A 17,121-nucleotide genomic window follows, 5' to 3' on the forward strand; every position below is an offset into this window, starting at 1 on the left:
CGATGAACTTTAACTGCGCACCCCATCACGCGCCGGAAAGCAAGGCTCCGGCGCCAGGCACGATCGGCTCGAGCTTCAGATGATCCAGCATGCGCCGCACGGTGCATACCGCAGTCGAGACTGTGCGGATTCCCAACATGTCTTCGATGCGCTGAATCGCCGGCAATGAAGGCATCTGGACGCAGGCGGATGCCACCACGACGTCCGCGCCTTCCGTGTTCAGGCGCCGAACGTCGTCGACCAGTTGCATCGGATCGCGCAGCCCGACTTCGAGGTTGTCGGGAATTTCAAAGCAGATGGAATCGATGACCTCGATTCCTTCGTTTTCGATGTAAGCGACAACCAGGTCAGTCAACGGGCGCATATACGGCGCCATCAGCGAAATCCGACGAGCGCCCATGATCTTCAGGCCCTCTACCAAAGCGCCCGCGGAGGTCATGACTGGCGCGAGGCAATGATTGGCGCGCGCGACCTCCAACAGATCGCGTTCAGTTTCGCGATGATAGCCGGGCCCCATCGCCATGATCGCGACCAGGCACGCCGTGCTCATCACATCGACACGAGCGTCGGCGAGTTCCGCCGCGCAGCGCAAGCCTTCCTTGTTCATCGCGACCAATTCTTCCTTCGTGACCTTGTGCATTCTCATCCGGCTCGAATGGAACGTGAAGCGCTCGGGGCGGATGGCTTCACGGGCACGAAACATGGCCGGAATCTCGGTTTCCATGGTCGTATTCGAGCTTGGAACGATCTGTCCAATACGAAAGTTTTGAGGCATTTTTCAAATCTCCGAAATAGATTTAGGCATCCAAAATACTGATGGGATTTTCACGGCATCCTGATCCGCGCGAAGAATCGCGGTCTCAGTCCGGCATGCCTGCGCCACGCGTCTCAGGCAAGAACCAGGGCAGCACGATGCCGATCAGATACACGGAGCCGAGCGCCAACGCCGCCTGCGACACGCCACCAAACGATTTGATCATGCTGCCCGCGATGATCGGGAAGACCCACGCAATCAGGCGCGCCGCATTGAACACGAAGCTGATCGCAGTGGAACGCACGCTAGAACCGAAGAGTTCACATGGGTAGATCGCCATCCAGACATACGCGCAGCCCAGGGTGAAGAAGCCATTGATCGGCGCCACGATCATCATCGCTTCGACGCTGGTGGTCAGCTTGTACGTGACGAACGTCGTGATCAGCGAACCGACGAACGTGAGTGACAGGAAGGCCCGCCGTCCGATGGCATCCACCACGAAACCGGCGATCATGTAAGCCGCAATCGCGCCGACGGTGTACGCGATCGATATCTTCGAGCCCCACGACAACGCGTCGGGAATCCCCTCGGCTTTGGCGAGCGATACGGTGAAGGTCGGCAGCCAGCTTGAAATGGCCCACCAGCCGACGGTCGTGACGATCGACAGGACGAGCAGCAGCAGCGTGCGGCGCAGCGCTTCGGGTTCATTGAAGAGTTGCGTGAGGGTGAAGGGACGCTTCTCGGATGCGGGCGCGTCGCCCGCGGCCTGCTCGTTGCTCGTCGCGCTCCAGCGCTTCTCGCGCACCGCGCGTTGCCATTTCTCCGACTCGCTGACTCCGCGGCGAATGTACAGCACAAAGAGCGCCGGGACTGCGCCAAGCACGAACATCAGCCGCCAGGTTTCGGCGCCGAATGGGTGCGTCGACGAAAGCGCATACCACACGACCGCCGCGATCAGCGTGCCCCAGCCAAAGCCCGATTGCAGAAAGCCGGCCCCTTTCGCGCGAGCCCGCTCCGGCCAGGTTTCCGACAGCAGCGCGACGCCCGTGCTCCATTCGCTGCCCATTGCGAGGCCCGTGAGGAAACGCAGCCCGCACAACACCCAGAAGGTTTGCGAGAACGCGGTCAACCCCGAGAACAACGCGTAGAGAAATACGGACCAGAGCATCATCCGCTTGCGTCCGACATAGTCCGCGAGAATCCCGCCGATCAGACCGCCCGCTCCCCAGCCGAGCAACGTGATGCCGATAACCAGACCGGCGTAAGTCGTGGGGGACGCGGCTTGCTCAGGTGACAGCACCGAATGCAGCATCGGCCCAAGAACAACCACGAGCGCCAGTGCTTCGTAGCCGTCGAAAATCCAGCCGAGGAAGCTCGCTTTCAGTACACGCCAGTGCATCGCCGTGAGACCGTCGTACCAGTGAGTTCGCGAACTCATCGCCAGCTCTTTGTGTTCCATCTCTCGTCTCCTTCATATTTTCAACAGAATTTTCAGGCGTTCCGGTCTTACAGCGCCGGCACACGCGGCGCTGCAACAAATCGTGCGTTTGGGCGCCGGTGTACCATGTTCCACCGGCGGCGGCCAGGACAACGCCGCCTCCTTCGACATAAAATCGCGCTGCGCGCTGCCGGCCCGCGTCTTGATCTGGTCCTGCGAGGATCGATCTCTATGGCACATAGGATGCCGGTTGCCGCGCGGATTGAAAACTTCTCAATGTTCAATACAGGCATCGCCAAACGCGATGGGTGCCAACCGACTGGATTCCCCCGAAGGAGTGAGGATGCGTGTTTCAGCAGATCGGCCGTTGCGACTCGACATGGAGTCCCTGCGCATTTTCGTGGCGGTCGTCGAGGAGGGCAGCATCGCCGCGGCGGCGGCCCGCACGCACATCGTGGCATCGGCCGTCAGCAAGCGCGTATCGGATCTCGAAGACGACGCCGGCACGCCGCTGCTATATCGCCACAGCCGCGGTGTTCAAGCGACGCCTGCGGGCGAGGCGCTCTACCATCACGCGAAGCGGCTGAGCGAGCACCTGCAGCAAATTTCGGATGAACTGTCTGAATATTCGGCGGGATTGAGGGGCCATACCCGGATTTACGTGAACTTTACCGCCATGGTTCAGTATCTGCCCGGCGTGCTGCGTTCCTTTCTCCGCGCCAATCCAAACGTGCGGATCGACATGGTCGAGAAGTCGAGCGATGAAGTGGTGCAGGCGATCGCAAGCGGCGTCGCCGATCTCGGCATCTGCTCGGCGACGAAGGACTCCCTCGGCGATCTGCAGTGGCGCCCGTACAGCGTGGATAAGCTGGTCGTGATCGTGCCGTCGGATCATCGGCTCGCCGGGCGCGCAAGCGTGAGCTTCGCGGAAGCTCTGGAGGACGACTTTGTCAGCATGCCCTACGGGACGTCCATTTCCAAATTGTGCCGCGCCGCCGCCGAGCGTGACGGCAGCCGGCTACGCGTGCGCATCGAGGTGACAAGCTTCGAGGGCGTGCGCAACATGGTCAGCGCGGGACTCGGCATCGGCGTGCTCCCCAAGGGAAGCGTGACACCGTATGTGCATTCGGCGTCGTTTCGTGCTGTCGAGCTTGACGACCCATGGTCGCTGCGGCCGCTGTCAATCATTGCGCGCAATTTTGACACCCTGCCGCTTCCCGCGCGCATGCTGGTCGATCACCTCGAAGCGCATCATGAGAACGACGCGTGAGGAGCGCCGCCGCTCAACGTTTCCTCCCACACCGCGCGTGGCCTGATAGCGCACCGACTGCGCCATCGCGGTTCGCGATGGGTGGCGTCGCGAGTTAATGATTTACGTCGTCGGCCGCGTTACCTAGCATTCAGTGCGGAAATTCAGATCACGGTACCAAGCGGTTCAACTCCCGGAGTGCGCAATATGAACGCCAAATCCCCCATCAAGGTAGCGATCCTCGACGACTATCAGAACGTCGCGCTGAGCATGGCAGACTGGTCGCCCCTCGAGAATCGCGCGGACGTGACGGTGTTCAACGACCACGTCGCTGATATCGGGAAACTGATTCAACGCCTGCAGCCATTCGATGTCGTCTGCGTAATGCGCGAACGCACCCCGCTGCCCCGCGAGGTCATCGAAAGCCTGCCGAACCTGAAGCTGATTGCCTCGACCGGCGCAGGGAATACGTCGATCGATCACGATGCGGCTGCGGAACGCGGCATCGAAATTCGTCATACGGGCTATTCGTCCACACCGACGATCGAGTTGACGTGGGGGCTGATTCTCGCAATGGCCCGCAATATTCCGCTCGAAAATCAGTCGCTGCGTCAGGGAGGCTGGCAGCTTTCGCTTGGCGATGAACTCGCGGGCAAGACGCTCGGATTGCTCGGCCTTGGCCGCGTCGGCTCGGCGGTCGGCATTATCGGGCGGGCATTCAGAATGAACGTCATCGCGTGGAGCCAGAACCTGACCGAGGAGCGCGCCGTGGAAAAGGGCGTGCAGCGAGTCAGCAGGGATGTGCTGTTCTCCACGGCGGATTTCCTGTCGATCCACGTGCGGCTGAGCGAGCGAACCCAAGGTTTGGTCGGCGCGACGGAATTCGCGCAGATGAAACCCACGAGCCGGCTGATCAATACGTCGAGAGGTCCGATCGTCGACCAGGTCGCGCTGCTGACGGCACTCACGACCGGCCAGATTGCCGGCGCCGCACTGGACGTATACGACGTGGAACCGCTCGACAATCCGCACCCTCTGCGCGAATTGCCCAACGTGCTCGCGACGCCTCATATCGGCTATGTATCGAAGGAGTTATATCGCACCTTCTATGGCGATACGGTGCGTAACATCGTTCAGTGGCTCGATGAAAGCGGAGGTTCTGCGCAAGGCTAGCCGAGCAGACGATCCTTCTCAGTGAACCATTGTCACCGGCGTAACCGTTCGCCTCGATAAAGACGCGAGCATGGCGAGCCTGCGGAAGAAACCCATACGACTGGCGTCGATCACCATCACGTCGGGCTGGGTCGTGGCTATATAGTCGGCAATCGCTTTGGCAGGGTGACCGAAGACGCGCTTCCAGTGGTAGGGCACCCCTGCTTCCTCGAGAATGGTTCGAGCGTCGATCAGAGCCTTCAGCATCGCATGCTTCTCGTGGCGCAACAGTGAGCTTCGAGTGTGGAAAGCGGCTGCGCGTCCTTGTGCGACGGGCTCGAGAACTTCCAGCAGTTCGACCTCCGTTACGCCGTGCTCGAGAAACATGAACGCGGCATAGCGGGCTGCTTCGACTGCACCGCCGTGGTCGAGGACGGGGATCAGCATTCGTATCATCCAGAACTCCTGGAAACCGGTATCGCTTTCAGCTTAGTTAAAGCCACGTTAATACGGTGTAAAAGTACCAGGTTTTGGGCGCCATTACACGGATACGGCCAACCCGACGTGCCGCCCGGCTAGGCCTGTATCGCTGCGGGGTTCAATTCGATATGCAGGATGACGAGCCACCGCTTCGGACAGTCGTCCGCGATCTGCACGTCCTGCATGCCTTCGCCGCCCTGCTTCACGAATCCCTTCTCGCGCGCGAAGCCGAATGCGCGCCGCGCGTCGGCCTGCAGCCATAACGTCACCATCCCGCATGTCACACAGCTGAAAAGCCAGACGGCTTGATGCGGTGGCGCGGAATCGAGTTGCTGCACGAAATACGTGAAAATAGTCGTGAGAATCTGGTTTGTGACAAAGGCGATGGCGACCACCTTGCACAGCCCCCTGAATACCATCGCGGGTCTTGAGGGTGTCATGAAAGACGGACGCCGAACCCGACGCTCACGCGGCCCTTCGCTTGTTTGAATGCCATATCGACTCCAATAGATCTCTTCATCTCTTCACAGCGCAAAGCCAGTCACCCACTATACGAAGCCCGCAGTAAAGACCGCGCAACGATTGCCCGCAATGCCGTAAATATTGTGTGAAATTCACCTCACGCCGACCAGCCGGTACCCCACCCCCGACTCGGTGATGATGTGCTCGGGGCGCGCCGGATCGCTTTCGAGCTTGTGGCGCAGATGTCCCATGTAGATCCGCAGGTAATGGTGGTTATCGGTTTGCAACGGCCCCCATACCTCGCCGAGCAGTTGCGCATGCGTCAATACCCGCCCCGGATGACGCACCAGCGCGGAGAGAAGCCGGTATTCGATTGGACTGAGATGGACGATACGGCTATCGCGCAGCACTTGCCGCTCGCCGAGATCAACGGTGACCAGGCCGAACCGGACCTGCGGCGAGCCGGCCCGCCCGCATGCGGCCTGCCTGCGCAAATGGGCACGCATCCGCGCGCCTAGCTCGGGCAAGCCAAACGGCTTGGTCAGATAATCGTCGGCGCCGGCATCGAGCGCGGCGACCTTGTCTTCCTCGCGGCTGCGCGCCGACAAAACGATCACCGGCATCGCCGACCAGGCGCGCAACTGACGGATCACGTCGATGCCGTCCATGTCAGGCAAGGCCAGATCGATGATGACGAGATCCGCCCGCCGCGTCGCGGCCTGCGCAAGACCTTGTGCGCCGGTCTGCGCTCCGAACACGTTCATCCCGTCCGCTTCGAGGTGCGCGCGAATGAAGCGGCTTATGGTTGTGTCATCGTCTATCACAACGACTGTTATGGTGGGGTCCCTCATAGAAGCCGCGAGCGTCGACATCAATGCATTGGCTTGAGGTCGTCCAGCGCAAGGTTGAGCTGAAGCACGTTCACGCGCGCCTCGCCGAAAATGCCGAACTGCCGCCCCTGTGTATTGCTGGCGACAAGATCGCGAACCTGATCGACCGGCAGACTCCGCGCTTTCGCCACGCGTTCGACCTGATAGGCTGCGGCCGCCGGGCTGATTTGCGGGTCGAGTCCGCTGCCCGAGGACGTCACCAGATCCACCGGCACCGGTTGCGACATGTCGTTACCCGCGGCTTTCAAGGCATCGAGACGACCCTTGATTTCGTCCGCGAGCGCGGGGTTGGTCGGCCCGAGGTTCGAGCCGCCCGAACTCTGCGCGTTGTACGGCATGGGGCTGGTGGCCGACAGGCGTCCCCAGAAATAGTACGGCGCGTCGAACTGCTGACCGATCAGTTTCGAGCCGACCGGCTTGCCGTTCTTCTCGATCAGACTGCCGCCGGCCTGTGCCGCGAAGGCGCCGCGGCCAAGGGCCGTGACGACGACCGGATAGAGCACGCCGGTGATCACGGTCATCAGGATGAAGAGGACGAGTACCGGGCGAATCAGCGTTTTCATGATCTCCACTCCGTTGCGTTCAAACCCAGCCGAACACGTTCAGCACCATATCAATCAGCTTGATGAACGGAAACGGCAGCAGAATCCCGCCCAGCCCGTAGATCAGAAGATTGCGGCGCAGCAGCGACGCGGCGCCCAGCGGCCGGTATTTCACGCCCTTGAGCGCAAGCGGAATCAGCGCAACGATGATCAGCGCGTTGAAAATCACCGCCGACAGAATCGCCGACGAAGGCGAACTCAGATGCATCACGTCGAGCACGCGCAACTGCGGATAAGTGGTCGCAAACGCCGCCGGGATGATGGCGAAATACTTGGCGACGTCGTTGGCAATCGAGAACGTGGTGAGCGAGCCGCGTGTCATCAGCATCTGCTTGCCGATTTCGACGATCTCGATCAGCTTGGTCGGATTCGAATCGAGGTCGACCATGTTGCCGGCTTCCTTCGCGGCCTGCGTGCCGGTGTTCATCGCCACCGCGACGTCGGCTTGCGCGAGCGCCGGCGCATCGTTGGTGCCGTCGCCGGTCATCGCGACGAGGCGCCCTTCGGCCTGGTGCGTGCGAATTGTCGTCAGCTTGGCTTCGGGCGTGACTTCCGCGAGAAAATCGTCCACCCCCGCTTCGGCGGCGATGGCCGCCGCGGTCAGGCGGTTGTCGCCCGTCACCATGATGGTCTTGATGCCCATCTTGCGCAGTTCGGCGAAGCGCTCCTTGATACCGCCCTTGACGATGTCCTTCAACTCGATCACGCCCATGCAACGCGCGACGTTTTCGCCCTGGCCTAGCTGCGCGACCACCAGCGGCGTGCTGCCGCGCCGCGCGATTTCCGTGACCGCGGCCGTCAGTTCGGCCGGAAAGCGGCCGCCATGAGCTTCGACGAAATGCTTGATCGCATCGGCCGCGCCCTTGCGAATCTGGCGGTCGGGCAAATCGACACCGCTCATGCGCGACTGCGCGCTGAACGAAAGGAACGTCGCCTGCAGCGCGTGCATATCGCGTTCGCGGATATTGAAGCGCTGCTTCGCGAGCACGACGATGCTGCGCCCTTCCGGCGTTTCGTCCGCGAGCGAGGACAGTTGCGCGGCGTCGGCGAGCATTTCCTCAGTGACGCCCGGCGCCGGCGTGAATGCCGACGCCTGGCGATTGCCGAGCGTGATGGTGCCGGTCTTGTCGAGCAGGAGCACGTCGACGTCGCCGGCCGCTTCCACCGCGCGCCCTGAAGTGGCAATCACATTCGCCTGCATCATGCGGCTCATGCCCGCCACGCCGATTGCCGACAGCAGCCCGCCGATCGTGGTCGGAATCAGGCACACCAGCAGCGCGACCAATGCGGTAATCGTGACGACATGCCCCGCTTTCGCCGCTTCGACCGAAAACATCGAGAACGGCAGCAGCGTGGCGGTGGCGAACAGCAGCACGAGCGTCAACGCGACGAGCAGAATCGTCAGGGCGATTTCGTTCGGCGTCTTCTGACGCTTTGCGCCTTCCACCATCGCGATCATCCGGTCGAGAAACGCCTCGCCCGGATTCACGGTGACCCGCACGACGATCCAGTCCGACAGCACGCGCGTGCCGCCCGTCACCGACGAAAAGTCGCCGCCCGACTCGCGGATCACCGGCGCGGATTCGCCCGTGATCGCCGATTCGTCGACCGATGCCACGCCTTCGATCACCTCGCCGTCCGCCGGGATCACGTCGCCGGTTTCGACCAGCACGACGTCGCCTTTACGCAGATCGGTCGCCGTCGTGATGCGGATCGGCGACTTGGGGTGGGAGTCTTGCAGCTTCTTCGCCATGACGTCGCGCTTCGCGCCGCGCAGCGACGCGGCCTGAGCTTTCGAGCGTCCCTCGGCAAGCGCCTCCGCGAAGTTGGCGAACAGCACCGTGAACCACAGCCACAACGCAATCGCGAGGATGAATCCGGCGGGCGCCTCGGCCTGGCCGCCGAGCGCGGCGATCCAGAGAATGGTCGTCAGAATGCTGCCCACGTACACGCAGAACATCACCGGATTGCGTAACTGGTGACGCGGCGCGAGTTTCTTGAACGAGTCGACGAGGGCCGGCCGGGCAATGGCCGGGTCGAACATCGAGCGCGCGGCATTGCGCGCCTGGCCGATGTTGCCAGGCTGATGAACCGGGGGTTGAAATCCGTTGCTCATGCTGTCCTCTCAATCAATGACCCGCGACCATGATCAGATGCTCGACGACCGGGCCGAGCGCGAGCGCCGGCACATACGTCAGCGCGCCGACCAGCACCACCGTGCCGAGCAGCAGCACGACGAACAGCGGGCCGTGCGTCGGCAAAGTTCCGGCGGTCGCGGAGATACGCTTCTTGGCGGCAAGCGACCCGGCGATCGCCAGCACCGGCACAATCGAGCCGAAGCGGCCGAACCACATGGCGATGGCCAGCGTGGAGTTATAGAACGGCGTATTCACCGACAAGCCGGCAAACGCACTGCCGTTGTTATTGGCCGCGGAACTGTAGGCGTAGAGAACCTCGGAGAAGCCGTGCGGCCCCGGATTGGAGATACCCGCCGTGCCGGCAGCCGCCAGCACGCCGATCGACGCACCGACCAGCACGAGCAGCGGCGTCAGCAGCACGGCGATCGACACCATCTTCATCTCGTACGACTCGATTTTCTTGCCGATGTATTCCGGCGTTCGCCCGATCATCAACCCGGCCACGAACACCGCGAGCAATGCGAACACGAGCATGCCGTAGAGGCCCGAGCCGACACCGCCGAAGATCACCTCGCCGAGTTCGATCAGCAGCAGCGGCACGAAGCCGCCCATCGGTGTGAGCGAATCGTGCGTATTGAGGACCGCGCCGCACGAAGCCGCCGTGGTCGCGACCGTGAAGATGCCCGATTGCGCGATGCCGAAGCGGGTTTCCTTGCCTTCCATGTTGCCGCCGGACTGCGTGACCGACGCGCTCTGGTCGACATGCAGCGTCGAATACAGCGGATTGCCGCTCTGCTCCGATGCGATCTCACCCCCGCAGGCCACCGCGAAAGCAATCGTCATCGCGGCAAGTACCGCATAGCCTTGACGCCGGTCGCCGACCATCCTGCCGAACACGAGGCACAACGCAGCCGGAATCAGCAGCATCGCGATCATCTGCACGAAGTTCGCGAACGGCGTCGGGTTCTCGTACGGGTGCGCGGAATTGCCGTTGAAAAAGCCGCCGCCGTTGGTGCCGAGCATCTTGATCGCTTCCTGCGACGCAACCGGACCCATCGCGATAGTCTGCTTGTCGGCCTTGTTGTCCACCATCACGGGATTGCCCTTCGCGTCCTTGACGGCGTTGCCTTGGGCATCGGTCTTCGGCGTCTGGTACGTCGTGGCCTGCAGTGTCGGCACGTCCTGGTACGATTCGAAGTTCTGAATCACGCCCTGACTGACGAAGACGAGCGCGATAACCGTCGCGAGCGGCGCGAGAATATACAGCGTGATACGCGTCAGATCGACCCAGAAGTTGCCGATCGTTGCTGTCGTGTGGCGTGCAAAACCGCGAATCAGGGCGACCACGACGGCAATACCCGTGGCGGCCGACAAGAAGTTTTGCACCGTCAGAGCCGCCATCTGCGTCAGGTAGCTGACGGTGGATTCCGGCGTGTAGTCCTGCCAGTTCGTGTTGGTCACGAAGCTGATCGCCGTGTTGAAGGCGGCGTCCGGCGTCATGGGGCCGAAGCCTTGCGGATTGACGGGCAGCCATTGCTGAATGCGCAAAAAAGCATAGACCGCGAACACACCGAGCGTGTTGAACACCAGCACGGCTAGCGCGTAATACTTCCACGACATCTCAGCCTCGGGATCCACACCCGCCAGCTTGTACACCGCCGCTTCGAGCGGCCGTCCAATGCGGCGAACGACGACCGACGAACCGTCGAGCACCGCCGTCATGTAGCGGCTGAGCGGAATCGCGAGCGCGATCAGCACGACGATGAAAACGCCGGGCTGAAACAGGTTGTTGAAGTTCATTCGAGTGCCTCCGCGCGCAGCAAAGCGTAGACGAGGTAGGCGAACAGAATCAGCGTCGAGGCCGCCGCAAGCCAGGTCATCCAGGTAGTCATGGACGGCCTCCCGGCGCGCGGCGAAGCTTGTCGCAGCCAACCACGAACGCGGCGACGAGGCCGCTGAATGCAACGATTGCAATGACGTAAAGCAGATCCATGGCGTGGCCTCCCGCATCGGACTTCCGCACCATCGAATTTAGGCAACTCCGCGTAAACGCACTGTTAAGAGAGCGCGCAGATTCGTAAAAAACGTGGACTTGGTTTGGGGGGAAGGTTGTGCGTGGATGGCCAGATTGGACATCGCGAGGTTTGCGGTGGGCCCGCCTTTAAGGGGCCGTCTCCGTTTATGAACGCGCCCCCTCGCGTTCGAGCCACGAACGGAACAGCGCGACCAGCTCATCCGCCGACTTCCCATCCGGAACGTAAGTGCAATAGCTCCGCGACGGCAGACGTGGGCCGGCAAATGGCGCGACGAGCCGGCCGGCCGCGAGATCGCCGGCGACCAGCGCGGTCGGTCCCATTGCGATGCCTATCCCGTCGATGGCCGCTTGCAACGTCAGATAGAAGTGGTCGAAAGTCAGCGCGGCAGCCGGCCTGAGCGCGGGAATCCTGGCGCTCGCCAGCCAGTCCGGCCAAACCCGCGGAAGACTCGACGTATGCAGCAACGTGTGCTGCCGCAAATCGTCCGGCGTTCGAAGCGGCAGTCGCTGCAACAGCGCCGGACTACAGACCGGGACTCGCTCCTCGGACAGGAAAGGCCGCATCGAGTAGCCATAGAACGTGTCCGGGCCGCCCCGCACGACGACGTCGTAGATTTCTCTCAGACTCTCCAACGACTCGTTCGACGTCTCCACCTTGACGTCCACGTCGGGATGCGCGGCGCGGAATGTCGCCAGTCTCGGCACCAGCCAGCGCAAGGTGAATGTCGCGGGCGCATTCACGGACAGTGTCCGGGAGACCGTTTCGGGGAAACCATATCTGGCCGTTGCCTGCGAGAGCTGCTCGAACAAAGGGCCGATTTCCGCCAGATAGGCCTTCGCCGCCGGGCTCAACGCGACGCGCCGGTTGTGCCGTTCGAACAACGATGCGCCGAGCCACTCTTCGAGCGCGCGCACGTGCTGGCTCACCGCACCGTGAGTCACGTGCAGTTCCGCGGCGGCTTCCTTGAAGCTGCCGAGACGGCCTGCGGCCTCGAAGGCGCGCAATGCATTGAGCGGAGGCAGGGTTCGCTTCATTCGCAAGAGTTTATCTAACGCGAATCCTCAATTTATCTGGTTTGTCGGGCTGCAACAAGATAGATATTCTTCTTAATGCGCCGCTGATTCAGTCGGCGCGCGGACCTGGAAGGCATTTTGTAGTCCGCCGACATCTCGCGCCCACAGGCGACGCTTGCACGCCTGGAGCGTGATCTCCCTCACTCTTTCCGGCCTTGAACCTGCATGCTCAGTTATACCGGCGGTCTCGTCCTCTTTGCCGCCCTGCTCCACGCAAGCTGGAACGCGATGCTGCACGGCAACCGCGACCGGTTCCTGTCCATGACGTGGATGAGCATCGCCATCGCGGCGGCCGCCACGCTCGTGGTCCTGTTCACGCCGTGGCCCGCCGACGCTGCCTGGCCGTACATCGCCGCATCGGGGCTCGTGCATATCGTCTACAACGTCAGCCTCGTGCGGGCTTATCGCCGCGGCGATCTGGCGCAGGCGTATCCGATCGCGCGCGGCTCGTCGCCGCTGCTCGTCACGCTCGGCGCGGCACTGTTCGCGCATGAGGCGATCGGCCCCTTGCACGCGCTCGGGATCGCGATGATATCGGGCGGCATCATCGCGCTCGCGCTGCAGGGCGGGCGCGTGTCGCGCGCGGGTGCGGTGGCCGCACTGGTGACCGGTGCGTCGATCGCGCTCTATACCGTGATCGACGGCATCGGCGTGCGTTTATCCGGCGGCCAGGTGCTCGCCTACACCGCGTGGATGTTCCTCTTCTATTGGCTGATGCCCGTGCTGTTCGTCGCAATGCGCGGGCTCGCGGCGCTGTGGACACCGCTGCGGACGGAACCCATCGCCGTCGGCTCGTCGCTCGCCGGCGGGCTGGTGTCGATCGCGGCGTATGGCATCGTGATCTGGGCGATGCAGTCGGGCGCGATGGGCGCGGTATCGGCGTTGCGAGAGACCAGCGTGGTATTCGCGGTGCTGATAGGGCGCATGTTTCTGCGGGAAGCGGTCAATGGAAGGCGCTGGCTCGCGTGCGTGATCGTCGCGGGCGGCGCGGTTTGTCTGGGGCATTGACCAGACAAGATCGCAATCCGCCCAAATCAAAGTGCAATTCCCTTTCTTCGGAGTGCAAGCAAGCTTGCTGCCACGTCGGCGGATTCTCCCTACAGTCTGCCAACTGCGAAAGTCTTTTTTGTTCTACGCTATAGGTGCGGCCCGCAGCGCGTCCCGATGTCTGTCCCGCATCACGGCTATCAGGGAAAGCCTCCGACTCTGCTGCACCCCGTAGATGGTCCTCCAGCACGGTACGGTGCAACCGGCCGGAGGTGATCTCGAGCCAGTCCTATCGCCACTCAACACTCCGGCAGCCCGGCGGACCTCGCTCCGACCGCGGCACTCGAATCTTGGTGCACCCGACCTATGGAGACTAATGATGTCTATTCGATTAGGAGAAGACGCTCCCGATTTCACCGCGGAAACCACCGAAGGGACGATTCATTTTCACGAATGGATCGGCGACCATTGGGCGGTCCTGTTTTCGCACCCGAAGGATTTCACTCCCGTTTGCACCACGGAACTCGGCTACCTGGCGGGCCTCAAGCCAGAATTCGATAAGCGCAACACGAAGATTATCGGGCTCAGCGTCGACCCCGTCAGCGACCACACGGAGTGGATGAAGGATATCGCGGAGACGCAAGGCCACGAGGTCGGCTATCCGCTGATCGGCGACTCGGACCTGAAGGTCGCGAAGCTCTACGACATGATTCATCCCGAGGCGAGCGGCAGCGGCCCGCGCACCGCGGTCGACAATGCGACCGTACGCTCGGTGTTTCTCATCGGACCGGACAAGAAGGTCAAAGCCATGCTCGTCTATCCGATGAGCGCCGGCCGCAACTTCGACGAAGTGATGCGGCTGCTCGATGCGCTGCAACTCAACGCGAAACACACGGTGGCGACACCGGTGAACTGGAAACCGGGTGAGGACGTCATCATTCCAACATCCGTTTCCAACGATGCCGCAATGCAAAAATATCCGCAGGGTTTTAAAACCGTGAAGCCTTATCTGCGGTACGTTGCGCAACCGAAGTAAAGCGCTCATTGATGGGAGCGGCGAGTGCCGGGCAGTGCGAAGTCCGGCGCTCGATGTGAGTCCGGGTGCATCAATGCGCCCGGCCCTCTGAACGGGGCTGCGTCCAGTTCGACTGCCTGCGGGGCGGTTGGCGGCCGCAGGGGCCGCCAACTTTGAGCGCTCGCAGGAGCGGGCCGCGGAGCGAAATCGTGTTGATCTTCCGGCAGCTATTCGATCAGCAATCGTCGACCTACACCTATCTTCTCGCCGATAGCACGACGCGCGAGGCGGTGCTGGTCGATCCGGTATTCGAGCAGGTGCGCCGGGATGCCGCCCTGATCGAAGAACTCGGATTGCATCTGCTTTATACGATCGACACCCACGTCCACGCCGATCACGTGACCGGCGCATGGATGCTGAATCGCCGCATAGGCAGCAGGATTGCGATTTCGGCTGCGAGCGGCGCCGAAGGCGCGGACCGCTATCTGAGCCACGGCGACAAAGTCGAGTTCGGCGCGAGATACCTGACAATACGCGCGACGCCGGGACATACCGATGGATGCATCACGCTCGTGCTCGACAACGAGACCATGGCGTTCACCGGCGATTGTCTGTTGATCAGAGGCACTGGCCGCACGGATTTCCAGCGCGGTGACGCGCACACCATGTTTCGCGCGGTGCATGGGCAGATTTTTACGCTGCCCTCCGCCTGCCTGCTTTACCCGGCTCACGACTATCGCGGTTTGACGGTGACGAGTGTGGGCGAGGAGCGGCGCTTCAATCCACGCCTTGGCGGTGAACTGTGTGAAGACGATTTCACCGGATACATGACGAACCTGCACCTGCCGCATCCGAAGCAAATCGACGTAGCGGTGCCCGCGAACCTGAAATGCGGTCTCGCGGCGAGCGTCCCCGCGCAGATGACGGAACCCGATTGGGCGCCGCTGACATGCAGCTTTGCGGGCATCTGGGAAATCAATGCGCAGTGGCTGGAGGAAAATCTGCGTGCTGTCGAGATCGTCGATGTGCGGGAACCCGACGAGTTCAATGGACCGTTGGGGCGCATTCCCGCAGCAAAGCTCATTTCCTTAGGCGAGCTCTCCGGGCGGGCCGCTGAACTCACGAAAGAACGCCCGATCGTGACGGTCTGCCGGGCAGGCGGACGCTCGGCCCAAGCGACGGTCATGCTGCGGCAGGCCGGATTCGAGCGGGTTGCCAATCTTGCCGGCGGTATGCTGCGCTGGCGTGCGGAAGGGCGCGTCGTTGAAAACGGCAGTGTGTGACGTGTTTTCGATGCATGACTTCAATGCCGGCAACGCGGCAGGCCGATGGCCTGCCGGGTCGTCCGTGGCCGCCCGGTGACGGGCGAGAAGGGCTGTCTATCGAGGCGTCGGCGCATCCTCGCGAATCAGTTCGCGGCGCTTCAACTCAGCCCAGAATTCCGCTGGGATGTCGGCCCGGAAGGTTTGCAGATTGTCTTCGAGTTGTGCGACGCTGCGCACGCCAGGGATATTCGTCGGAATAGCCGGGTGACCGAGCACGAATTGCAGGGACGCCGCTTTGAGTGGCACCGAGAAGTCGCGGCACACCTGCTCGATCTTGCGCACACGTTCGAGAATTGCTTCCGGCGCGGGTGCATAGTTGTATTTCGCGCCGGGCACGGCGCCCGTGGCGAGAATGCCGCTGTTGTAACCGCCGCCGAGAATCACCGACACCTGACGCTCCTCGCACAACGGCAGGAAGCCGTCGAGGGCGTCCTGCTCCAGCAACGTGTAGCGGCCAGCCAGCAACAGGCAGTCGAAGTCGCTACGCCGGATCGCTTCGTGCGCGACCTGCCACTCGTTCACGCCCACGCCGACGGCCTTGACGACACCCTCGTCGCGCAGCTTGAGCAGCGCCTTCGCCGCGCCGCTCATGGCGGCCTCGAATATCTGCGGCTGGCGATCGCCATGCGTGAACGCGTCGATGTCGTGAATCAGCGCGATATCGATATGCTCCAGCGCCATGCGCTGCAGGCTGTCCTCGATCGAACGCATCACGCCGTCGTAGCTGTAGTCGAAACGCATGTCGAACGGCAAGCCGTCGACCCACGGCGTGAAGTCGATTTCAGCGCGCTTGCGCGGCTTGAGCAAGCGGCCCACTTTGGTCGACAGCACGTACTGATCGCGCGGATACCAACGCAGACCCTGCCCGCAGCGCGCTTCGCTCAAACCGTGGCCGTACATGGGCGCCGTGTCGAAGTAACGCACGCCCGCGTCCCACGCGGCTTTGATGAGCGCCGCCGAATCCCCTTCGCTGATCGGCCTGAAAATGTTGCCGATCGGTGCGGCGCCGAAACCCATTAGCGTCGTTTCGAGTCCCGAACGCGGCCATTTACGTTTTGCTACCGGATCCATCGTTGTCTCCTGCCAAGGTGTTGAGCGGTTCGTTCCGGACCACTTCGACTTCGTCACGCAGATAGTTTAACGCTAGCGCGTGAGGCATCGCCGCCAGGCCGACGCCGACGATCGCGATCCGGGTCTTGCGCATCCTGATCTCCGTGTGTGAAACGCTTTAAACCGATGCGGTCAGTTCTGGGACTGTGTCGAACAGATTGCTGACGAGGCCGTAATCGGCGATGCTGAAGATCGGCGCTTCTTCGTCCTTGTTGATCGCGACGATCACTTTGCTGTCCTTCATCCCGGCCAGATGCTGGATCGCGCCCGAGATGCCGACCGCGATGTACAACTGCGGCGCGACGATCTTGCCGGTCTGGCCGACCTGATAGTCGTTCGGCACGAAGCCCGCATCGACCGCTGCGCGCGATGCGCCCAGCGCTGCGTTCAGCTTGTCCGCCAGCGGTTCG

18 protein-coding genes are annotated in these 17,121 nt (G+C 62.3%); 5 read left to right on the plus strand and 13 right to left on the minus strand.

What is annotated here, in order from left to right; all coding sequences use genetic code 11:
• Nucleotides 1-25: 25 nt before the first annotated feature.
• Together P0D73_RS02930 and P0D73_RS02935 are read right to left on the minus strand one after the other, a co-directional pair.
• Nucleotides 26-775 (minus strand): maleate cis-trans isomerase family protein, encoded by a 750-nt coding sequence (locus tag P0D73_RS02930; protein ID WP_132378568.1) that lies wholly within the window; start codon nt 773-775, stop codon nt 26-28.
• 85 nt (nt 776-860) lie between these two features.
• Complete coding sequence (locus tag P0D73_RS02935; protein ID WP_132378570.1) at nt 861-2,213, minus strand: MFS transporter; 1,353 nt, start codon at nt 2,211-2,213, stop codon at nt 861-863.
• 346 nt (nt 2,214-2,559) lie between these two features.
• Here P0D73_RS02935 and P0D73_RS02940 point away from each other — a divergent pair, with 346 nt between their 5' ends.
• Nucleotides 2,560-3,462, plus strand: coding sequence for a LysR family transcriptional regulator (locus P0D73_RS02940; RefSeq protein WP_408429588.1), 903 nt, complete (start codon nt 2,560-2,562; stop codon nt 3,460-3,462).
• A 186-nt stretch (nt 3,463-3,648) separates the two neighbouring features.
• Complete coding sequence (locus tag P0D73_RS02945; protein WP_132378572.1) at nt 3,649-4,614, plus strand: D-2-hydroxyacid dehydrogenase family protein; 966 nt, start codon at nt 3,649-3,651, stop codon at nt 4,612-4,614.
• An 18-nt stretch (nt 4,615-4,632) separates the two neighbouring features.
• Here P0D73_RS02945 and P0D73_RS02950 read toward each other — a convergent pair whose 3' ends face one another.
• The 8 genes from P0D73_RS02950 to gcvA all read right to left on the minus strand — a co-directional run bounded on the left by P0D73_RS02950 (nt 4,633) and on the right by gcvA (nt 12,235).
• A complete protein-coding gene (locus P0D73_RS02950; protein ID WP_408429591.1) occupies nt 4,633-5,049 on the minus strand; it encodes a universal stress protein in 417 nt (138 codons plus the stop codon).
• 119 nt (nt 5,050-5,168) lie between these two features.
• Nucleotides 5,169-5,513, minus strand: a complete 345-nt coding sequence (locus P0D73_RS02955; protein WP_243658333.1) for a hypothetical protein — start codon at nt 5,511-5,513, stop codon at nt 5,169-5,171.
• A gap of 174 nt (nt 5,514-5,687) precedes the next feature.
• Complete coding sequence (locus P0D73_RS02960) at nt 5,688-6,386, minus strand: response regulator (RefSeq protein WP_132379459.1); 699 nt, start codon at nt 6,384-6,386, stop codon at nt 5,688-5,690.
• A gap of 20 nt (nt 6,387-6,406) precedes the next feature.
• Nucleotides 6,407-6,988, minus strand: coding sequence for a potassium-transporting ATPase subunit KdpC (kdpC, locus tag P0D73_RS02965; RefSeq protein ID WP_132378576.1), 582 nt, complete (start codon nt 6,986-6,988; stop codon nt 6,407-6,409).
• A gap of 19 nt (nt 6,989-7,007) precedes the next feature.
• Complete coding sequence (gene kdpB, locus P0D73_RS02970) at nt 7,008-9,071, minus strand: potassium-transporting ATPase subunit KdpB (RefSeq protein WP_132379460.1); 2,064 nt, start codon at nt 9,069-9,071, stop codon at nt 7,008-7,010.
• 85 nt (nt 9,072-9,156) lie between these two features.
• A complete protein-coding gene (kdpA, locus tag P0D73_RS02975; protein WP_132378577.1) occupies nt 9,157-10,965 on the minus strand; it encodes a potassium-transporting ATPase subunit KdpA in 1,809 nt (602 codons plus the stop codon).
• Nucleotides 10,962-11,057, minus strand: a complete 96-nt coding sequence (kdpF, locus tag P0D73_RS02980; RefSeq protein WP_028193906.1) for a K(+)-transporting ATPase subunit F — start codon at nt 11,055-11,057, stop codon at nt 10,962-10,964. The genes kdpA and kdpF overlap by 4 nt, the downstream gene beginning before the upstream one ends.
• Nucleotides 11,058-11,344: 287 nt before the next feature.
• Nucleotides 11,345-12,235, minus strand: a complete 891-nt coding sequence (gene gcvA / locus P0D73_RS02985) for a transcriptional regulator GcvA (protein WP_408429595.1) — start codon at nt 12,233-12,235, stop codon at nt 11,345-11,347.
• Between the two features lie 204 nt (nt 12,236-12,439).
• On the opposite strand from gcvA, the gene P0D73_RS02990 reads away from it, so the two are divergent.
• The 3 genes from P0D73_RS02990 to P0D73_RS03000 all read left to right on the plus strand — a co-directional run bounded on the left by P0D73_RS02990 (nt 12,440) and on the right by P0D73_RS03000 (nt 15,559).
• Complete coding sequence (locus P0D73_RS02990) at nt 12,440-13,282, plus strand: EamA family transporter (RefSeq protein WP_408182609.1); 843 nt, start codon at nt 12,440-12,442, stop codon at nt 13,280-13,282.
• A 358-nt stretch (nt 13,283-13,640) separates the two neighbouring features.
• Nucleotides 13,641-14,297, plus strand: a complete 657-nt coding sequence (locus P0D73_RS02995; RefSeq protein WP_132378581.1) for a peroxiredoxin — start codon at nt 13,641-13,643, stop codon at nt 14,295-14,297.
• Between the two features lie 191 nt (nt 14,298-14,488).
• A complete protein-coding gene (locus P0D73_RS03000; RefSeq protein WP_408429619.1) occupies nt 14,489-15,559 on the plus strand; it encodes a rhodanese-like domain-containing protein in 1,071 nt (356 codons plus the stop codon).
• A 96-nt stretch (nt 15,560-15,655) separates the two neighbouring features.
• On the opposite strand, the gene P0D73_RS03005 is transcribed toward P0D73_RS03000, so the two are convergent.
• The 3 genes from P0D73_RS03005 to P0D73_RS03015 all read right to left on the minus strand — a co-directional run.
• Nucleotides 15,656-16,672 carry an aldo/keto reductase gene (locus P0D73_RS03005; RefSeq protein ID WP_408182610.1) on the minus strand — a complete coding sequence of 339 codons (1,017 nt, stop codon included), beginning with the start codon at nt 16,670-16,672 and terminating at the stop codon, nt 15,656-15,658.
• Nucleotides 16,650-16,805 carry a hypothetical protein gene (locus tag P0D73_RS03010; protein WP_408283613.1) on the minus strand — a complete coding sequence of 52 codons (156 nt, stop codon included), beginning with the start codon at nt 16,803-16,805 and terminating at the stop codon, nt 16,650-16,652. Before P0D73_RS03010 ends, P0D73_RS03005 begins: the two co-directional genes overlap by 23 nt.
• A 24-nt stretch (nt 16,806-16,829) precedes the next feature.
• Nucleotides 16,830-17,121 (minus strand): electron transfer flavoprotein subunit alpha/FixB family protein (locus P0D73_RS03015; RefSeq protein ID WP_408429598.1); only part of this gene is annotated, 292 nt, incomplete at its 5' end.

The organism is Paraburkholderia sp. RL18-101-BIB-B, from assembly GCF_046026985.1.
Lineage (GTDB): Bacteria > Pseudomonadota > Gammaproteobacteria > Burkholderiales > Burkholderiaceae > Paraburkholderia.

What these genes read in the sequence shown, in the direction of transcription:
- P0D73_RS02930 (WP_132378568.1), bottom strand. Translation starts at nt 775, where the DNA reads ATGCCTCAAAACTTTCGTATTGGACAGATCGTTCCAAGCTCGAATACG.
- P0D73_RS02935 (WP_132378570.1), bottom strand. Translation starts at nt 2,213, where the DNA reads ATGGAACACAAAGAGCTGGCGATGAGTTCGCGAACTCACTGGTACGAC.
- P0D73_RS02945 (WP_132378572.1), top strand. Translation starts at nt 3,649, where the DNA reads ATGAACGCCAAATCCCCCATCAAGGTAGCGATCCTCGACGACTATCAG.
- P0D73_RS02950 (WP_408429591.1), bottom strand. Translation starts at nt 5,049, where the DNA reads ATGATACGAATGCTGATCCCCGTCCTCGACCACGGCGGTGCAGTCGAA.
- P0D73_RS02955 (WP_243658333.1), bottom strand. Translation starts at nt 5,513, where the DNA reads ATGACACCCTCAAGACCCGCGATGGTATTCAGGGGGCTGTGCAAGGTG.
- P0D73_RS02960 (WP_132379459.1), bottom strand. Translation starts at nt 6,386, where the DNA reads ATGAGGGACCCCACCATAACAGTCGTTGTGATAGACGATGACACAACC.
- kdpC (WP_132378576.1), bottom strand. Translation starts at nt 6,988, where the DNA reads ATGAAAACGCTGATTCGCCCGGTACTCGTCCTCTTCATCCTGATGACC.
- kdpB (WP_132379460.1), bottom strand. Translation starts at nt 9,071, where the DNA reads ATGTTCGACCCGGCCATTGCCCGGCCGGCCCTCGTCGACTCGTTCAAG.
- kdpA (WP_132378577.1), bottom strand. Translation starts at nt 10,965, where the DNA reads ATGAACTTCAACAACCTGTTTCAGCCCGGCGTTTTCATCGTCGTGCTG.
- kdpF (WP_028193906.1), bottom strand. Translation starts at nt 11,057, where the DNA reads ATGACTACCTGGATGACCTGGCTTGCGGCGGCCTCGACGCTGATTCTG.
- gcvA (WP_408429595.1), bottom strand. Translation starts at nt 12,235, where the DNA reads ATGAAGCGAACCCTGCCTCCGCTCAATGCATTGCGCGCCTTCGAGGCC.
- P0D73_RS02990 (WP_408182609.1), top strand. Translation starts at nt 12,440, where the DNA reads ATGCTCAGTTATACCGGCGGTCTCGTCCTCTTTGCCGCCCTGCTCCAC.
- P0D73_RS02995 (WP_132378581.1), top strand. Translation starts at nt 13,641, where the DNA reads ATGTCTATTCGATTAGGAGAAGACGCTCCCGATTTCACCGCGGAAACC.
- P0D73_RS03005 (WP_408182610.1), bottom strand. Translation starts at nt 16,672, where the DNA reads ATGGATCCGGTAGCAAAACGTAAATGGCCGCGTTCGGGACTCGAAACG.
- P0D73_RS03010 (WP_408283613.1), bottom strand. Translation starts at nt 16,805, where the DNA reads ATGCGCAAGACCCGGATCGCGATCGTCGGCGTCGGCCTGGCGGCGATG.